The sequence below is a fragment of the Stenotrophomonas sp. GbtcB23 genome, assembly GCF_019091045.1.
GTDB classification, from domain to species: domain Bacteria; phylum Pseudomonadota; class Gammaproteobacteria; order Xanthomonadales; family Xanthomonadaceae; genus Stenotrophomonas; species Stenotrophomonas rhizophila_A.
The window spans coordinates 1-14,012 of sequence record NZ_JAGXKC010000059.1; the positions used below are offsets into that span (position 1 = coordinate 1).

The window sequence follows — 14,012 nt, forward strand, 5'->3', positions numbered from 1 at the left end:
ATTTACGAGAAAGTTTACTGCGGGTTGATTGTATCAACGAAGATCTGAGTTAGTGTCAAGCCGAGTGGGACACCCCATGATGCAGCGCTCGGGCATAACCAAATATTGCGTTATATATCAATTGGTTACGCGATAATCAGACGCAAGGCAAACGACCACTCTCCTCTTGGACCAGCGGCACAGCAGTGGTCGCTTTCCGCACAACAGGCTGCGAGGGCAGCCCTTTTCGGGCTGCGAACTGCGCCTGCGGCAGGAAGCAGCAAACCATCTCGTCGATGGCGAGGCGATCCTCCGGATCCAGGAAAGCATGTGTCGCGTCGACGGCACTGCGCCGGATCTCGATGACGCGTTCGCCCTCCTCGGGCCGCGAATGCAACACCGCACAAACAAAAAAGGGCCCGCACCAGAAGTGCGAACCCTTGATCGTGTCACCAACAATGGTCGGGACGGCCGGATTTGAACCGACGACCCTCTGCCCCCCAGGCAGATGCGCTACCAGGCTGCGCTACGCCCCGATGTTGCTGGTGTTGTCCCCGCCTCTCAGCGGGCCGACGAGTATAACCGGTTTGATCGAAAAATGGTTCAGCGACGCAGCAGCTGGAGCACTTCTTCCAGCTCCATCCGCGTCTGCTTGATGATCTGGTTGCTCAGCGCCGATTCGTCGCGCGCGCCGGCACCTTCCAGGCGCAGGCGGGCACCGCCGATGGTGTAGCCCTGTTCGTAGAGCAGGCCGCGGATCTGGCGCACCATCAGCACGTCGTGGCGCTGGTAGTAGCGGCGGTTGCCACGGCGCTTGGCCGGTTCCAGGCTGGGAAATTCGGTTTCCCAGTAGCGCAGCACGTGCGGCTTTACATCGCACAGCTCGCTGACTTCACCAATGGTGAAGTAGCGCTTGGCCGGTATCGGCGGAAGTTCGCGGTTACTGCCCGGATCCAGCATATGCCTCTACCCTTTCCTTGAGCTTCTGGCCCGGACGGAAGGTGACCACCGTACGGGCGGAAATCGGAATTTCCTCGCCGGTCTTCGGGTTGCGGCCCGGGCGCTGGTTCTTGCGCCGCAGGTCGAAGTTGCCGAAGCCGGAAAGCTTCACCTGACGTCCCTGTTCCAACGCTTCACGCAGTACATCGAAGAACGCGTCGACAAATTCCTTGGCTTCGCGCTTGTTCAGACCCACTTCGTCGAACAGCTTTTCGGCCATCTCAGCCTTGGTCAATGCCATTGCCTGCTACCCCCCATGCTGCCCGCTCAACCGCGGATCCGGGCGTGGTGTTCACGCTCCATTGCGGCCACCGCCTCGGTGACCACCGCATCCACGTCGCGGTCCGTCAGAGTGCGCGACTTGTCCTGCAAAATCAAGCCCATAGCGAGACTCTTGAAGCCCGGCTCGACCCCCTGGCCGACGTAGCGGTCGAACAGGGTCACCTGCCGCAGCAGCGGGCCCACGGCCCGGCGCAGGGTGGCTTCCAGGTCCGTCCAGGCGGCCGCTTCCGGCACCAGGAAGGCCAGGTCGCGGCGCACGGAAGGGAAACGGGACAGCTCGGTGGCGCGCGGCAGGCTGCGGGCGGCCAGCGGGGCCAGGTCCAGCTCCAGGCCGAAAACGTCCACGTCGATGTCCATGGCCTTGGCCAGGCGCGGGTGGATCTGGCCGATCCAGCCGATGCTGGCGCCATCGCGCAGCACCTCGGCCGAACGCGCCGGGTGGCCGTACGGGCGGGTGGAGGGCACGAAGCTGAGTGCGGCGCCGGAAGCGGCGGCCAGCGATTCCAGGTCGCCCTTGAGGTCATGGAAATCGACCTTGCGGGTGGCCAGGCCCCACTGCTGCGGGGTGGCATCGCCACACACGGCCAGGGCCACGCGCTGGGTTTCCAGCGGGGCGGCGCCCTGCCCGGCCTGCGGGTGGAACACGCGGCCCAGTTCGAACAGGCGCACGGTGCCCTGCTGGCGCGCTGCATTGCGGCCCAGGGTGGCCACCAGGCCCGGCAGCAGCGCCGGGCGCATCACCGCCAGCTCGGCCGACAGCGGGTTGGCCAGGGCCACCACGTTGTCCTGCAGCTGCCACTGGGCCAGCAGGCCGGCGTCGACGAAGGCGTAGTTGATGGTTTCCTGCAGGTCGCGAGCCACCAGCTGGCGGCGCGTGCTCAGGTCGTCCAGGCGGGTTTCGCTGGGCATGGCGATCCGCGCGGCACCGCCCGGCAGGGTGGTGGGAATGCGCTCGTAGCCGTGGATGCGGGCCAGCTCTTCAATGAGGTCTTCTTCGATGGCGATGTCGAAGCGGCGGCTGGGTGCGGTGACCTGCCAGCCATCGGCGTCGGCGGCCACGTCCATGCCCAGCGCGCGCAGGATGCGCTCGACGTCGGCATCGGCAATCTGGATGCCCAGCACGCGGGCGATGCGCGCACGGCGCAGGCCGATGGTCGCCGTGGCCGGCAGGTCGCTTTCGCGCACGGCTTCGGTCACCGGGGCCGGGGTGCCGCCGGCCAGGTCCAGCACCAGGCGGGTGGCGTATTCAATGGCGGTGCGCGGCAGCGCCGGGTCCACGCCACGCTCGAAGCGGTGGCCGGCGTCGGTGTGCAGGCCCAGCTTGCGGCCACGGCCCATGATGGCGGCCGGCGCGAAGTGCGCGGCCTCCAGGAACACGGCGGTGGTGTCGTCGGTGACGCGGGTGTCATGGCCGCCCATGATGCCGGCCAGGCCCACCGGGCGGTCGGCGTCGGTGATGACCAGGAAGCCGTCATCCAGCGCGGCGTCGCGGCCATCCAGCAGCTTGAGGGTTTCGCCGGCGCGCGAACGGCGCACGGCGATGCTGCCCTGCAGGGTGCCCAGGTCGTAAGCGTGCATCGGCTGACCCAGTTCCAGCATCACGTACTGGGTGATGTCGACCAGCAGCGACACCGGGCGCACGCCGCTGCGGCGCAGGCGCTCTGCCATCCACAGCGGGGTGGCGGCGCGCGGGTTCACGCCTTCGATCACACGGCCCAGGTAACGCTGCGCTTCGGCGCCGGCGTCGAGGGCGATGGTCAGTTCGCGGTTGCCCACGGCGGCGATCGGCGCGGGATTGAACGGCACCACTTCACTGGCGCACGCGGCGGCCACGTCGAAGGCGATGCCGCGCACGCTGAAGCAGTCGGCGCGGTTGGGGGTGAGCTTGATCTCGATGCTGGCGTCGGGCAGCCCCAGGTACTCCACCAGCGATTGGCCCACCGGGGCGTCATCGGGCAGCTCGAACAGGCCCGAGGCGTCGCCATCCAGGCCCAGTTCCTTGGCCGAGCACAGCATGCCGTTGGAATCCACGCCGCGCAGCTTGGCCGCCTTGATGTTGAAGTCGCCGATCTTCGCGCCGATCATCGCCAGCGGCGCGACCAGGCCCGGGCGCGCGTTGGGCGCGCCGCACACGATCTGCAGCTGCTCGCCCTGCCCGGCATCGACCTGGCAGATCTGCAGGCGATCGGCTTCGGGGTGGCGCTCGGCGGTGACGATGCGCGCCACGACCACGTGGTCCAGGCTGGCGCCGAGGTCGGTGACCTCTTCAACTTCCAGACCGATGGCGGTCAGCACCGCGCTCAGCTCGTCGCGCGAGGCGGTGGTGGGAACGTGGCTGCGCAGCCAGTTTTCAGAGAATTTCATGGTGTCACCCTGGTGGGCCCGGCGCATGCGCCTGGGCCGTGATGAATGTCGTTCGGCGTTACGCGAATTGCTTGAGGAACCGCACGTCGTTCTCGAAGAACGCGCGCAGGTCGTTCACGCCGTAACGCAGCATGGCAAAGCGCTCCACGCCCAGGCCGAAGGCGAAGCCGGTGTAGCGCTGCGGGTCGATGCCTACGTTGCGCAGCACGTTGGGATGGACCATGCCGCAGCCGAGCACTTCCAGCCAGCGGGTGCTGCCATCGGGCTGCTGCCAGGCGATATCGACTTCCGCGCCGGGTTCCACGAACGGGAAGTAGCTGGGGCGGAAACGCATCTCGAAATCGCGTTCGAAGAACGCACGCACGAACTCGGACAGGGTGCCCTTGAGGTCGGCGAAGGTCGAGTGCTCGTCCACCAGCAAGCCTTCCACCTGGTGGAACATCGGCGAATGGGTCTGGTCGCTGTCGCTGCGGTACACCTTGCCGGCCGCGATCATGCGCAGCGGCGGTGCGTGGTCGCCCATGTAGCGCACCTGCACACCGGAGGTGTGCGTGCGCAGCAGGCGGCCATCGCCGAAGTAGAAGGTGTCGTGCATGGCACGCGCCGGGTGGTGCGGCGGGAAGTTCAGGGCTTCGAAGTTGTGCCAGTCGTCTTCGATTTCCGGGCCTTCGGAAAGCTCGTAGCCGAGGCGGCCGAAGATTTCGGTGATGCGCTCCAGGGTACGGGTCACCGGATGCAGGCCACCGCGTTCAGCGCGGCGCCCCGGCAGGGTGATGTCGATCGCTTCGGCGGCCAGGCGCGCGTCGAGCGCGGCGTTCTCCAGCACGGCCTTGCGTTCGCCCAGCGCGCGGGTCAGCGCGTCACGGGCCTGGTTGATGGCTTCGCCGGCGGCCTTGCGCTCGTCGGCCGGCAGTGCACCCAGCTGCTTGAGCTGTGCGGTGATGCTGCCGCTCTTGCCCAGCAGCGCCACGCGCAGGGCTTCCAGCGCATCGGGGCTCTGGGCGGCGGCCACGTCGGCCAGCGCCTGGGTGGTCAGGGATTGGATGTCACTCATGGATAGCCTGGACCTCGCGTCGGTATGCCTTCGCGATGCGCGCCGGGCCGACCCCCGTCGCCACCGCTGTCGGGACGGCACCCGGTTGGGCTGCCGCCGCCACAAAAAAGAATGGGGAAGGACTTGCGCCCTTCCCCATGCATTGCCTTACCCGCAGCCGTTGCGTTTGCACGGCAACGGCGGGGAGAGGACTTATGCCGCCAGCGCGCCCTTGGCCTTTTCGGCCAGTGCTGCAAAACCAGCTGCGTCGTGCACGGCGATATCGGCCAGGACCTTACGGTCCAGGGTGATACCTGCCTTGAGCAGGCCGTTCATGAAACGGCTGTAGCTCAGACCATTGATGCGGGCAGCCGCGTTGATGCGGGTGATCCACAGCGAACGGAAATTACGCTTCTTCTGCTTACGACCGATGTAGGCGTACTGCTGGGCCTTGATGACGGCCTGCTTGGCAACGCGGAACACCTTGCGGCGGGCGTTGTAGTAGCCCTTGGCCAGGGTCAGAATTTTCTTGTGGCGGCGACGCGCCTGTACGCCACGCTTTACTCGTGCCATGGGTCAGTCCTCAGAGGTAGGGAAGCATACGGTTCAAACGGCCTGCGTCTTCTGCACGAACATGGTTCGTCTGACGCAGATTGCGCTTCCGCTTGGTCGACTTCTTCGTGAGGATGTGGCTACGGTTGGCGTGGCCAGCCTTGAACTTACCGGAGGCGGTCTTGCGGAAACGCTTGGCCGCCGCCCGGTTGGTCTTGATCTTGGGCATTGCAATGTCCTTGATGATGTTTTGTCACTGACCAGGGCGGTGGCATTGCCACACTTTCCGTCCGTGCCCTTGCCTGCTTGTAAGCCCGGGATCCCCGTTGGGAACCAGGCCGGTCCTGTTGCCGTTGAAAAGCGTGAAACCGTTCAAAACAGCAGCCCCGCGAAAAAACGGGGTCGCCCATTATGCATGGGTTGGGGAACGGGTGCAAGCTGTTGATCAGGTGGGGTTTACCGGGTTTTGGGCCCGGAACCTGAACGAAACGGACGGCATTGCCGTCACAGCGACTGGGTGTCGCCGGCTGACTGTCGCCGACTGGGTGTCGCCGACTGGGTGTCGCCGGCTCGGTCTCGCCGGCTGGGTAGAGCCGACTGTTAGTCGGCTGCCCTTGGCGGCATGGCGGGAAAGCAGCCGACTAACAGTCGGCTCTACCCCGTCGTACCCCGTCGTACCCCGTAGTACCCCGTCGTACCGCCGTCGCCACCCCGCCGTCGCCCGCCCAGGAGCCGACAAACCGGGGGTTCCGCGCGGCAACGTTCGACGTGGCGCGCGTCGCGCCAGAGCGCGGTTACTTCTTCTTCGGCGCGATCATCATGACCATCTGCCGGCCTTCCAGGCGCGGGCGGGACTCGATCACGATGTCCTCGCCCAGATCGGCTTCGATCCGGTTGGCCATTTCGCGACCCAGTTCCTGATGGCTCATTTCACGACCACGGAAGCGGATGTTCACCTTGATCTTGTCACCCTCTTCCAGGAAACCGCGCATCTTGCGCAGCTTGATCTGGTAGTCGCCTTCATCGGTGACCGGGCGGAACTTCACTTCCTTGATCTCGACCTGCTTGGTCTTCTTCTTGGCCTCGTTGGCCTTCTTCTGCGCTTCGAACTTGAACTTGCCGAAGTCCATGATCTTGCACACCGGCGGATCAGCCTGCGGCTGAATCTCGACCAGGTCCAGACCTTCGTCTTCGGCCATCGACAGCGCTTCGTCACGCGTCAACACGCCAATCATTTCACCGTCACTGCCGATCACGCGTACGCGCGGCACCCGGATTTCCTGATTCTTGCGGTTCTGTTTGTTGTCAGGGGTACTGATATTGCAATCTCCCAGAGGAATCAAACCGGCCCTCGCGGATCATCCGCAGGGCCGGGACTTTCTTACACAGACTGTTCTGCCTGCAACCGCTCGACGAACGCCTGGACGGACATGCTGCCCAGATCCTCGCCCGAGCGCGTACGCACGGCTACGGCGCCATTTTCCTTCTCACGGTCGCCCACCACCAGCAGGTACGGGACCCGCTGCAGCGTATGCTCGCGAATCTTATAACCGATCTTCTCATTGCGCAAATCCGACGTTACCCGGAAGCCTTGATCTGCAAGGGTTTTCGTTACTTCCTGCACGTATTCAGCCTGGGCGTCGGTGATATTGGCCACCACCGCCTGGGTCGGGGCCAGCCAGGCCGGGAACTGGCCGGCGTGGTGTTCGATCAGGATGCCGATGAAGCGCTCCATGGAGCCCACGATGGCCCGGTGCAGCATGACCGGGTGCTTCTTCTGGCTGTTTTCGTCCACGTACTCGGCGCCGAGGCGGCCGGGCATCATGAAGTCGACCTGCATGGTGCCCAGCTGCCAGGTGCGGCCGATGGCGTCCTTGAGGTGGTATTCGATCTTCGGGCCGTAGAAGGCGCCCTCACCCGGCAGCTCCTGCCATTCCACGCCACAGCTGGACAGCGCCGAACGCAGCGCGGCTTCGGCCTTGTCCCAGGTGGCATCGTCGCCCAGGCGCGATTCCGGGCGCAGGGCGATCTTGATCTGGATCTCCTCGAAGCCGAAGTGCTGGTACACCGCCAGCGCCTGCTGGTGGAACGCGGTCACTTCCGCTTCGATCTGCGATTCGGTGCAGAACACGTGGCCGTCGTCCTGGGTGAAACCACGCACGCGCAGGATGCCGTGCAGCGCGCCGGAGGGCTCGTTGCGGTGGCACGAGCCGAACTCACCGTAGCGGATCGGCAGGTCGCGGTAGCTGTGCAGGCCCTGGTTGAACACCTGCACGTGGCCCGGGCAGTTCATCGGCTTGACGGCGTAGGTGCGCTTCTCCGATTCGGTGAAGAACATGTTGTCCTGGTAGTTGTCCCAATGGCCGGACTTCTTCCACAGGCTCACGTCCAGGATCTGCGGGCAGCGCACTTCGCCGTAGCCGCTCTTCTGGTAGACCTTGCGCATGTACTGTTCCACCACCTGCCACAGGGCCCAGCCCTTGGGGTGCCAGAACACCAGGCCCGGGGCCTCTTCCTGCAGGTGGAACAGGTCCTGCTGCTTGCCGATGCGGCGGTGGTCGCGCATTTCGGCTTCTTCGATGCGCTTGATGTAGGCCTCAAGCTGCTTCTTGTCGGCCCAAGCGGTGCCGTAGATGCGCTGCAGCTGCTCGTTCTGCGCATCGCCACGCCAGTAGGCGCCGGAAATGCGGGTCAGCTTGAAGGCCTTCAGGAAGCGCGTATTGGGCACGTGCGGGCCGCGGCACATGTCCACGTATTCCTGGTGGTAGTACATGCCCATGGCCTGGATGTCCGGCGACATGTCTTCGATCAGGCGCAGCTTGTAGTCCTCGCCACGGGCCTTGAAGATTTCGATCACTTCCGCGCGCGGGGTCATCTTCTTGACCACGTCATAGTCCTGCGCGATCAGCTCGCCCATGCGCTTTTCGATGGCGGCCATGTCGTCCGGGGTGAACGGGCGCTCGGAGTGGATGTCGTAATAGAAGCCTTCGGCGATCACCGGGCCGATCACCATCTTGGCGTCCGGGTACAGCTGCTTGACCGCATGGCCAACCAGGTGCGCGGCCGAGTGGCGGATGATCTCCACGCCTTCCTCGTCCTTGGCGGTGATGATGCGCAGGCTCGCGTCGTGGTCGATGACGTCACTGGCATCGACCAGCCTGCCGTCCACCGAACCGGCGATGGTGGCCTTGGCCAGGCCGGCGCCGATCGACTGGGCGACGTCCATGACACTGACGGGGTTTTCGAACTCACGGCGGCTGCCGTCGGGAAGCGTGATCGCAATCATGGCTGGGGCTTTGTGCTGGTGGGCCTGCGGCGCAGGCCAGGGAAACGGGGTCGAGGGTGTCCGGGGCGCGCGGCCGGATAAAAGAAAAGCGCCATGAAGGCGCCTGGGCAAGGGGCCGTCATGACGTTCAGCGCTGGGCGGTGGTAGTGCTCATGTCGCACGCTGGACCGGCGCTGGGCGCGGGTCACCTTGTTGCCTCGAGGTGGATGCCTCGATCTTAAACCAAACGGCCGGGGAAGCCCAATGCTGCCGTCGGCCCGCCCGGGGCCTGCGCTACTGAACAGGCCGCTGTGGCGATTGAAAACAGCAATGATTACCATGCGCAGGTTGCCGCACCGCCCGGCCCGTCTTCGTTTCCAAGGATTTCCATGCCCTGCGCCGCCCCTTCGGCCCGCACGCCCCTGCCCCGCGCGGCGCGCCCATGCTGAGCGCCGATGCCCTGGCCCTGCTGTATTGCGCGCTGGCCGGCGCCGCCTCGGCCTTTTCGGCGCTCGCCTTCTATGCTGCCTCCCCGCACTGCCGCTGGCCGCGCCTGCGCCGCGCGGGGCGGCTGGGCCGCCAGCTCGGGCTGGTGGCGGCAGCCACCTCGCTGTGGCTGTGGATGGGCCAGCTGGGCTTTGCCACCGGCTTCTGCGTGACCCTCGGCGGCTGGATGCTCACGGCGATGGTGTTGCCCTATGTCGCTGCCTGGACGCGGCCGGATGCGGAGGCGCGGCGCTGATGTGGGCACGTGCACTGGCCGGCCTGCTGGCGGGCTTCTTCGTGGCTGCGGCCGTCACCGGGTTGATCACCTGGCTGCCGCCAGGTCCGTGGCAGTCGGTGATCGTGCCCGGCATGATCGCCTTCATTCCATTGTGGATGCTGGCCGCGCTGTGGGCCTTCGCATTCCGCACCGGGCCGCGCGCGTGGGGGTGGCTGAGTGCCAGCGCCGCGTTCGGCTTCGGCCTGCTGTGGCTGCTGCGCCACTTCCACTGGGTGCAGTGAGGCCTATTCGATGAAATTCAGTTCGCTCACCCTGCGTACCTTCACCACCGTGCACACCTGGGTTGGCCTGGTGGCCGGCTTTGCGCTGTTCGTGGCGTTCTATGCCGGCGCCATCACGGTGTTCCACCACGACCTGCCGCTGTGGCAGTCGCCGCAGGGCATGGACCAGCCAGCGCAGACCCTGGACGATGCACAGCGGCTGCTCGATGGCGTGCTGGCCAAACACCCCGACGCGCGAAAGCACGTGGGCATGACCTTCCCCGGCGCGGAAACGCCACAGTCCATCGCGTACTGGCAGGATGCCAAGGGCACCTGGCTGTTTGCCTGGGCCGACCACGTGGATGGCAGCCCCACCCCACCACAGGCCGGCCTGGCCGAGCTGGTCAACGAACTGCACTACACGCTGGGCCTGCCGGTGGCCGGCATCTACCTGATGGGCGTGGTCAGCCTGCTGTACGGGTTGGCGCTGCTGTCCGGGCTGGTGATCCACCTGCCCAAGCTGGTGGGCGACCTCTTCGCGCTGCGTCCGGGCCGCAACTTCAAGCAGATGTGGCAGGACGCGCACAACGTGATCGGCGTGCTCAGCCTGCCCTTCCACCTGCTGTTCGCGGTCACCGGTGCGCTGCTGTGCCTGATGTTCCTGCAGATGGCCGCGCTGAACCCGCTGATCTACGACGGCAAGCTGCTGGCGGCGCTGCCGGGGGCAACCGATACCGCGCCGATCCGCGCGCCCGCCAACGAGCCGGTGCGTGCCGGCAGCCTGGCGATGCTGCATGCGCGGGCGATCGCGGTGGCCAATGACAAGGGCCAGGCGGTGTTCGAACCGGCCTACCTGAAGCTGGCCAATGCCGGTGACCGCAACGCCGTGATCGAGATCACCGGCGATGGCGGCGTGTCGCTGGGCCCGCTGGGCGCGGTGGCGATGGATGCCAATACCGGCGATGTGCTGCACACCCAGCTGCCGGGGCATCGCGATGCCAACCACGCCACGTTGGCGGCGGCGTATGCGCTGCACTTCGGCGAATTCGGCAACGGGCTGGTGCCGTGGCTGTACTTCGTGCTCGGCCTGGGCGGGGCGTTCCTGTTCTATTCGGGCAACCTGCTGTGGATCGAGTCGCGCCGCAAGCGCCGCCAGGCCACCCAGGGACGCGCGCAGGTGAACATGGCGCGGGCCACGATCGGCGTGTGCATCGGGCTGTGCGTGGCGGTGTCGGCGGCGTTCGTGAGCGTGCAGCTGCTGGAGCACCTGGCCCCGGCCCATGCGGATGCGGGCATGCGCTGGACCTGCTTCCTGGTCTGGGGCGGCTGCGCCCTGTGGGCGGCGCTGCGCGCGCCGTCCAAGGCGGCGGTGGAGCTGCTGTGGGCTGCGGCGGCGGTGACCGCGCTGATCCCGGTGGTGCACGGTGCGATGAGCGGGTTGTGGCTGTGGACCAGCGCCGCGCGCGGCTACTGGCCGCTGTTCTGGGTGGACGGCGTGGCGCTGGCGATGGCGCTGGGCTTTGCCGCCATGGCGCGCGCAACGCAGCGCCGGGCCGTAAACGGCGACCCCAACAGCGTGTGGGCGCACACGCGGGCGTAACGGACAAAGCGCGTGGCCCGCTTTGCATCGCCAGATGCAGGCCGGGTGCCGCTTTCAGAATTCTTCAGGCGTTCTTCCAGCATTTCAGACGCGGTGCTGGCGTAGTGGCACCTCACTTCCGAGGAGCGCCACCATGCCCCACCCCGCCCGTCGTTTCGCCGCACTGGTCCTGTCCATCACCGCTTGCCTGCCCATCGCGGCTCAGGCCGCCTCGCCGCGCCTCGACCCTGCCCCGCTCGCCGCGCTGGAGGCGGCCGTTGCCAGCGACGAGATCAAACAGGTCACCAGCGTGTTGTTGCTGGTCGATGGCACGGTGGCCTACGAACACTATTTCAACGGTGCCGATGCCGAAACGCTCAACGACGTACGCTCGGCCAGCAAAAGCGTGAGCTCGCTGCTGGTGGGGGCGGCCATCGGCGACGGGCACCTGCCGGGCGTGCAGGCGCGTGTCTACGACTACTTCCCGGAGTTCACCGCGCAGCACCCGGTCGACCCCCGCCTGCGCGGCACCACGCTGGAAGACCTGCTCACCATGAGCAGCCTGTGGGAATGCGATGACCAGAATCAATTTTCCGCCGGCAACGAAGAGCGCATGTACGTGACCGAGCGCTGGCTGGACTTCGCGCTGGCGCTGCCGGTCAAGGGCTTCGCGCCCTGGATGAGCCGGCCCGAGGACAGCCCGCACGGCCGCGCGCACGCCTACTGCACCGCCGATTCGTTCGTGCTGGGCGCGGTGCTGGAACGGGCCACGAAACTGCCGCTGGCCGACTACGCCGCGCAGGCGCTCGAACGGCCGCTGGGCATTACCCGCAGTCACTGGAACCGTTCCCCCGAAGGCATCGGCATGGGCGGCGGCGGCACCCGCTACCGCACCCGTGATCTGGCCCGGCTGGGCGAGCTGGTGCTGGCCGGGGGACGCTGGCAGGGCAAACAGCTGGTGCCTGCCGACTACATCGCGGCAATGATCCGCCCGCAGGCGCAGACCGACGACGGCAGCGACTACGGCTACCAGTGGTGGGGCCTGAAGCTGCCGGTGGACGGGAAGGAAACCACGGTATGGGCGATGTCGGGCAACGGCGGCAACTATGTGTTCGTGATGCCGGAGAAGAAGCTGGTCGCGGTGGTGACCAGCAAGGCCTACAACCGCAGCTATGCCCATCCCCAGTCGCGCCGCGTGCTTACCGGGTTCCTGCTGCCGGCGTTGCGCTGAGGCCCTTCAGGTCATCGGGGCGCCAGGACGCTGCCAGTACCTGCGCCCGCTGCGCGGCCACGTCCGCTTCGATCCGGGCCAGCAGCCGCTCCCATCCGGGCGCCTGCCGCAGCGGGGCGAACAGCGGGGTGACGCGCAGCCACGCGGCGTCGCGGAAGCCGGCATCCACCGCGCGGTGCAGGTCGGCGATGGTCGCACCTGCATCACCCTGCGCCTGGTGCAGCAGGGCCCGTTCCACGGCTGCGTCCGACCAGCCGTCGTCAGCCTGCGCGGTCACCTCGCGCAGGCGCGCGGCAATCCATTCCGGGGACGGCGCGCCACTCCCCTGCTGCAGGCCGGCCAGGGTCTTTCCAAGCGACTGCAGCGGGCGCAGCAGGCGTGCCTGCTCGAAGGCCTCTGCCGCACCTTGCCGGTCGCCACCCATCAACAGCAGTTCGCCGTGCAGGCGCAGCAGCTGTGGATGCGGGGTGCCGCGCGCGAGCGCCTGGTCCAGCGCCTGCCGCGCCTTGTCCTGCTCGCCCATGTTCATCAGCGCACGCGGCCACGCAATGTTGCTGAAGACATTGTCCGGGTACAGCTGGAAGTTCCGCGCATGACGGCGCGCGGCGGCGTCGGTGAAACCAAGCAGTTCCAGTTCGCGGGCGACCTGCACGTCGCGGAAGCGGATCCTCTCGGGCGCGCGCAGCGCGAGGTTGGCCTTCAGCGCCTGCGCCAGGTGGCCCTGCTCCTGCTGCAGGTAGGCCAGCGAGGCGCGGGTGCGCTCATCGTCGGGATCGCGCAGCAGCGCCTGCTCGTAATCGGCAATCGCCTGCGGCATCGCGCCAAGGCAATCATGGGCGTACCCGCGCAGCGCATGCGAGGCTGCGTCGTCAGGGGCCGCCTGCAACACCTGCCCGGCCAGCTGCAATGCCTCCTGCGCGTTCCCCGGCCTGCCGTTGAACAGGCAGGCATCGGCGGCCAATGCTCGCGCCAGGCCGCGCCGTGCGGCGCTGGAATCGGGGTCGATCTGCAGCGCCTGGCGGTACAAGGTGATCGCACGCTCGTTGTTGCTGGCCTGGCCGATGCCGGCGTAATACGCGGCGCGTTGCAGCACCGGGTCTGCGGGTGAGTGCGCCGCGTTGTCCGGCCGCTGGACGATGACGGCGATGATGCCGCCGGCAGCAGCCACGCCCGCCGCCAGCCACGCCCACCGCGCGTGCAGCCTCCGTTGCGGCCCCTCCGGCGCCGCCGCAGTTACGGCAGTTGCGGCAGTTGCCGCGAATGGCTCTACCGGCGCTGGTGGCGCCATCGGTGCGCACGCCTGGGGCGGCGCGCATAACTGGTAGCCCCGGCCACGTACCGAGCGCACGTAGCGCGGCCGGCGGCTGTCATCGCCCAATGCCTGCCGCAGCAGCTTCACCCGCTGGCTGATCGCATCTTCACCCACCACCGCCGGCGCCCAGACCTCCCGTGCCAGCGTGTCGAAGTCGACCACATCGGTGCCGTGCTCCAGCAGGCAGTCCAGCAGGCGCCAGCTGAGGCCGCTGACCGGCAGCACCGCATCACCGCGCCGCACCAGCTGCGAGGCGCGGTCGATGTGCAGGTCCAGCAGCTGAACGCTCGTCATGCCGGCAAGCATAGTGCAGGCTCGGCCGCGGCGTTAACTCCCGGCAATCCGGGAGTAATCCACCGGTAATTGGATGGACTCGCCCCTCGCCGAGGCGTCTGGGCGCCATGGTGGCAACCTATAGCCACCAACAGCGAG

The 14,012-nt window shown here is 67.0% G+C and carries 13 protein-coding genes and 1 tRNA gene; 4 read left to right on the forward strand and 10 right to left on the reverse strand.

Annotated features, from left to right (window positions below; translation table 11 throughout):
• Positions 1-438: 438 nt before the first annotated feature.
• The 9 genes from KVS69_RS16635 to thrS all read right to left on the reverse strand — a co-directional run bounded on the left by KVS69_RS16635 (position 439) and on the right by thrS (position 8,495).
• Positions 439-515: transfer RNA gene (locus KVS69_RS16635), tRNA-Pro, on the reverse strand.
• A gap of 67 nt (positions 516-582) precedes the next feature.
• Positions 583-939 carry a MerR family transcriptional regulator gene (locus tag KVS69_RS16640; protein WP_068853353.1) on the reverse strand — a complete coding sequence of 119 codons (357 nt, stop codon included), beginning with the start codon at positions 937-939 and terminating at the stop codon, positions 583-585.
• Entirely contained in the window at positions 920-1,219 is a 300-nt protein-coding gene (locus KVS69_RS16645) for an integration host factor subunit alpha (RefSeq protein WP_005410432.1), read from the reverse strand. Before KVS69_RS16645 ends, KVS69_RS16640 begins: the two co-directional genes overlap by 20 nt.
• A gap of 26 nt (positions 1,220-1,245) precedes the next feature.
• Complete coding sequence (gene pheT, locus KVS69_RS16650) at positions 1,246-3,624, reverse strand: phenylalanine--tRNA ligase subunit beta (protein ID WP_217539019.1); 2,379 nt, start codon at positions 3,622-3,624, stop codon at positions 1,246-1,248.
• Between the two features lie 58 nt (positions 3,625-3,682).
• Positions 3,683-4,678, reverse strand: coding sequence for a phenylalanine--tRNA ligase subunit alpha (locus KVS69_RS16655; RefSeq protein ID WP_217539020.1), 996 nt, complete (start codon positions 4,676-4,678; stop codon positions 3,683-3,685).
• A 192-nt stretch (positions 4,679-4,870) separates the two neighbouring features.
• Positions 4,871-5,230, reverse strand: coding sequence for a 50S ribosomal protein L20 (rplT, locus tag KVS69_RS16660; RefSeq protein WP_003484828.1), 360 nt, complete (start codon positions 5,228-5,230; stop codon positions 4,871-4,873).
• A gap of 10 nt (positions 5,231-5,240) precedes the next feature.
• The gene (gene rpmI, locus KVS69_RS16665) at positions 5,241-5,438 is read right to left on the reverse strand and encodes a 50S ribosomal protein L35 (protein WP_017355265.1); all 198 of its coding nucleotides are present in this window, start codon (positions 5,436-5,438) and stop codon (positions 5,241-5,243) included.
• A gap of 565 nt (positions 5,439-6,003) precedes the next feature.
• Positions 6,004-6,543 (reverse strand): translation initiation factor IF-3, encoded by a 540-nt coding sequence (gene infC, locus KVS69_RS16670; protein ID WP_026070650.1) that lies wholly within the window; start codon positions 6,541-6,543, stop codon positions 6,004-6,006.
• 47 nt (positions 6,544-6,590) lie between these two features.
• Entirely contained in the window at positions 6,591-8,495 is a 1,905-nt protein-coding gene (gene thrS / locus KVS69_RS16675) for a threonine--tRNA ligase (RefSeq protein WP_095362858.1), read from the reverse strand.
• 421 nt (positions 8,496-8,916) lie between these two features.
• Between thrS and KVS69_RS16680 the strand changes: the two genes are divergently transcribed.
• The 4 genes from KVS69_RS16680 to KVS69_RS16695 all read left to right on the forward strand — a co-directional run bounded on the left by KVS69_RS16680 (position 8,917) and on the right by KVS69_RS16695 (position 12,268).
• Positions 8,917-9,216, forward strand: a complete 300-nt coding sequence (locus tag KVS69_RS16680) for a hypothetical protein (protein WP_068853359.1) — start codon at positions 8,917-8,919, stop codon at positions 9,214-9,216.
• Positions 9,216-9,479: a hypothetical protein gene (locus tag KVS69_RS16685; RefSeq protein ID WP_068853362.1), complete on the forward strand. Its 264-nt coding sequence runs from the start codon at positions 9,216-9,218 to the stop codon at positions 9,477-9,479. Before KVS69_RS16680 ends, KVS69_RS16685 begins: the two co-directional genes overlap by 1 nt.
• A 10-nt stretch (positions 9,480-9,489) precedes the next feature.
• Positions 9,490-11,058 (forward strand): PepSY-associated TM helix domain-containing protein, encoded by a 1,569-nt coding sequence (locus KVS69_RS16690; protein ID WP_217539022.1) that lies wholly within the window; start codon positions 9,490-9,492, stop codon positions 11,056-11,058.
• Between the two features lie 133 nt (positions 11,059-11,191).
• On the forward strand, positions 11,192-12,268 hold the full coding sequence (locus tag KVS69_RS16695) for a serine hydrolase (RefSeq protein WP_217539024.1): 1,077 nt from the start codon (positions 11,192-11,194) through the stop codon (positions 12,266-12,268).
• Here the strand turns inward: KVS69_RS16695 and KVS69_RS16700 are convergent.
• Positions 12,237-13,874, reverse strand: a complete 1,638-nt coding sequence (locus KVS69_RS16700) for a winged helix-turn-helix domain-containing protein (protein ID WP_254622241.1) — start codon at positions 13,872-13,874, stop codon at positions 12,237-12,239. The genes KVS69_RS16695 and KVS69_RS16700 overlap by 32 nt on opposite strands.
• Positions 13,875-14,012 lie beyond the last annotated feature (138 nt).

Excerpts from the sequence above, each read along its gene's own strand:
- KVS69_RS16640 (WP_068853353.1), bottom strand. The coding sequence starts at position 939 with ATGCTGGATCCGGGCAGTAACCGCGAACTTCCGCCGATACCGGCCAAG.
- KVS69_RS16645 (WP_005410432.1), bottom strand. The coding sequence starts at position 1,219 with ATGGCATTGACCAAGGCTGAGATGGCCGAAAAGCTGTTCGACGAAGTG.
- pheT (WP_217539019.1), bottom strand. The coding sequence starts at position 3,624 with ATGAAATTCTCTGAAAACTGGCTGCGCAGCCACGTTCCCACCACCGCC.
- KVS69_RS16655 (WP_217539020.1), bottom strand. The coding sequence starts at position 4,678 with ATGAGTGACATCCAATCCCTGACCACCCAGGCGCTGGCCGACGTGGCC.
- rplT (WP_003484828.1), bottom strand. The coding sequence starts at position 5,230 with ATGGCACGAGTAAAGCGTGGCGTACAGGCGCGTCGCCGCCACAAGAAA.
- rpmI (WP_017355265.1), bottom strand. The coding sequence starts at position 5,438 with ATGCCCAAGATCAAGACCAACCGGGCGGCGGCCAAGCGTTTCCGCAAG.
- thrS (WP_095362858.1), bottom strand. The coding sequence starts at position 8,495 with ATGATTGCGATCACGCTTCCCGACGGCAGCCGCCGTGAGTTCGAAAAC.
- KVS69_RS16680 (WP_068853359.1), top strand. The coding sequence starts at position 8,917 with ATGCTGAGCGCCGATGCCCTGGCCCTGCTGTATTGCGCGCTGGCCGGC.
- KVS69_RS16685 (WP_068853362.1), top strand. The coding sequence starts at position 9,216 with ATGTGGGCACGTGCACTGGCCGGCCTGCTGGCGGGCTTCTTCGTGGCT.
- KVS69_RS16690 (WP_217539022.1), top strand. The coding sequence starts at position 9,490 with ATGAAATTCAGTTCGCTCACCCTGCGTACCTTCACCACCGTGCACACC.
- KVS69_RS16695 (WP_217539024.1), top strand. The coding sequence starts at position 11,192 with ATGCCCCACCCCGCCCGTCGTTTCGCCGCACTGGTCCTGTCCATCACC.
- KVS69_RS16700 (WP_254622241.1), bottom strand. The coding sequence starts at position 13,874 with ATGACGAGCGTTCAGCTGCTGGACCTGCACATCGACCGCGCCTCGCAG.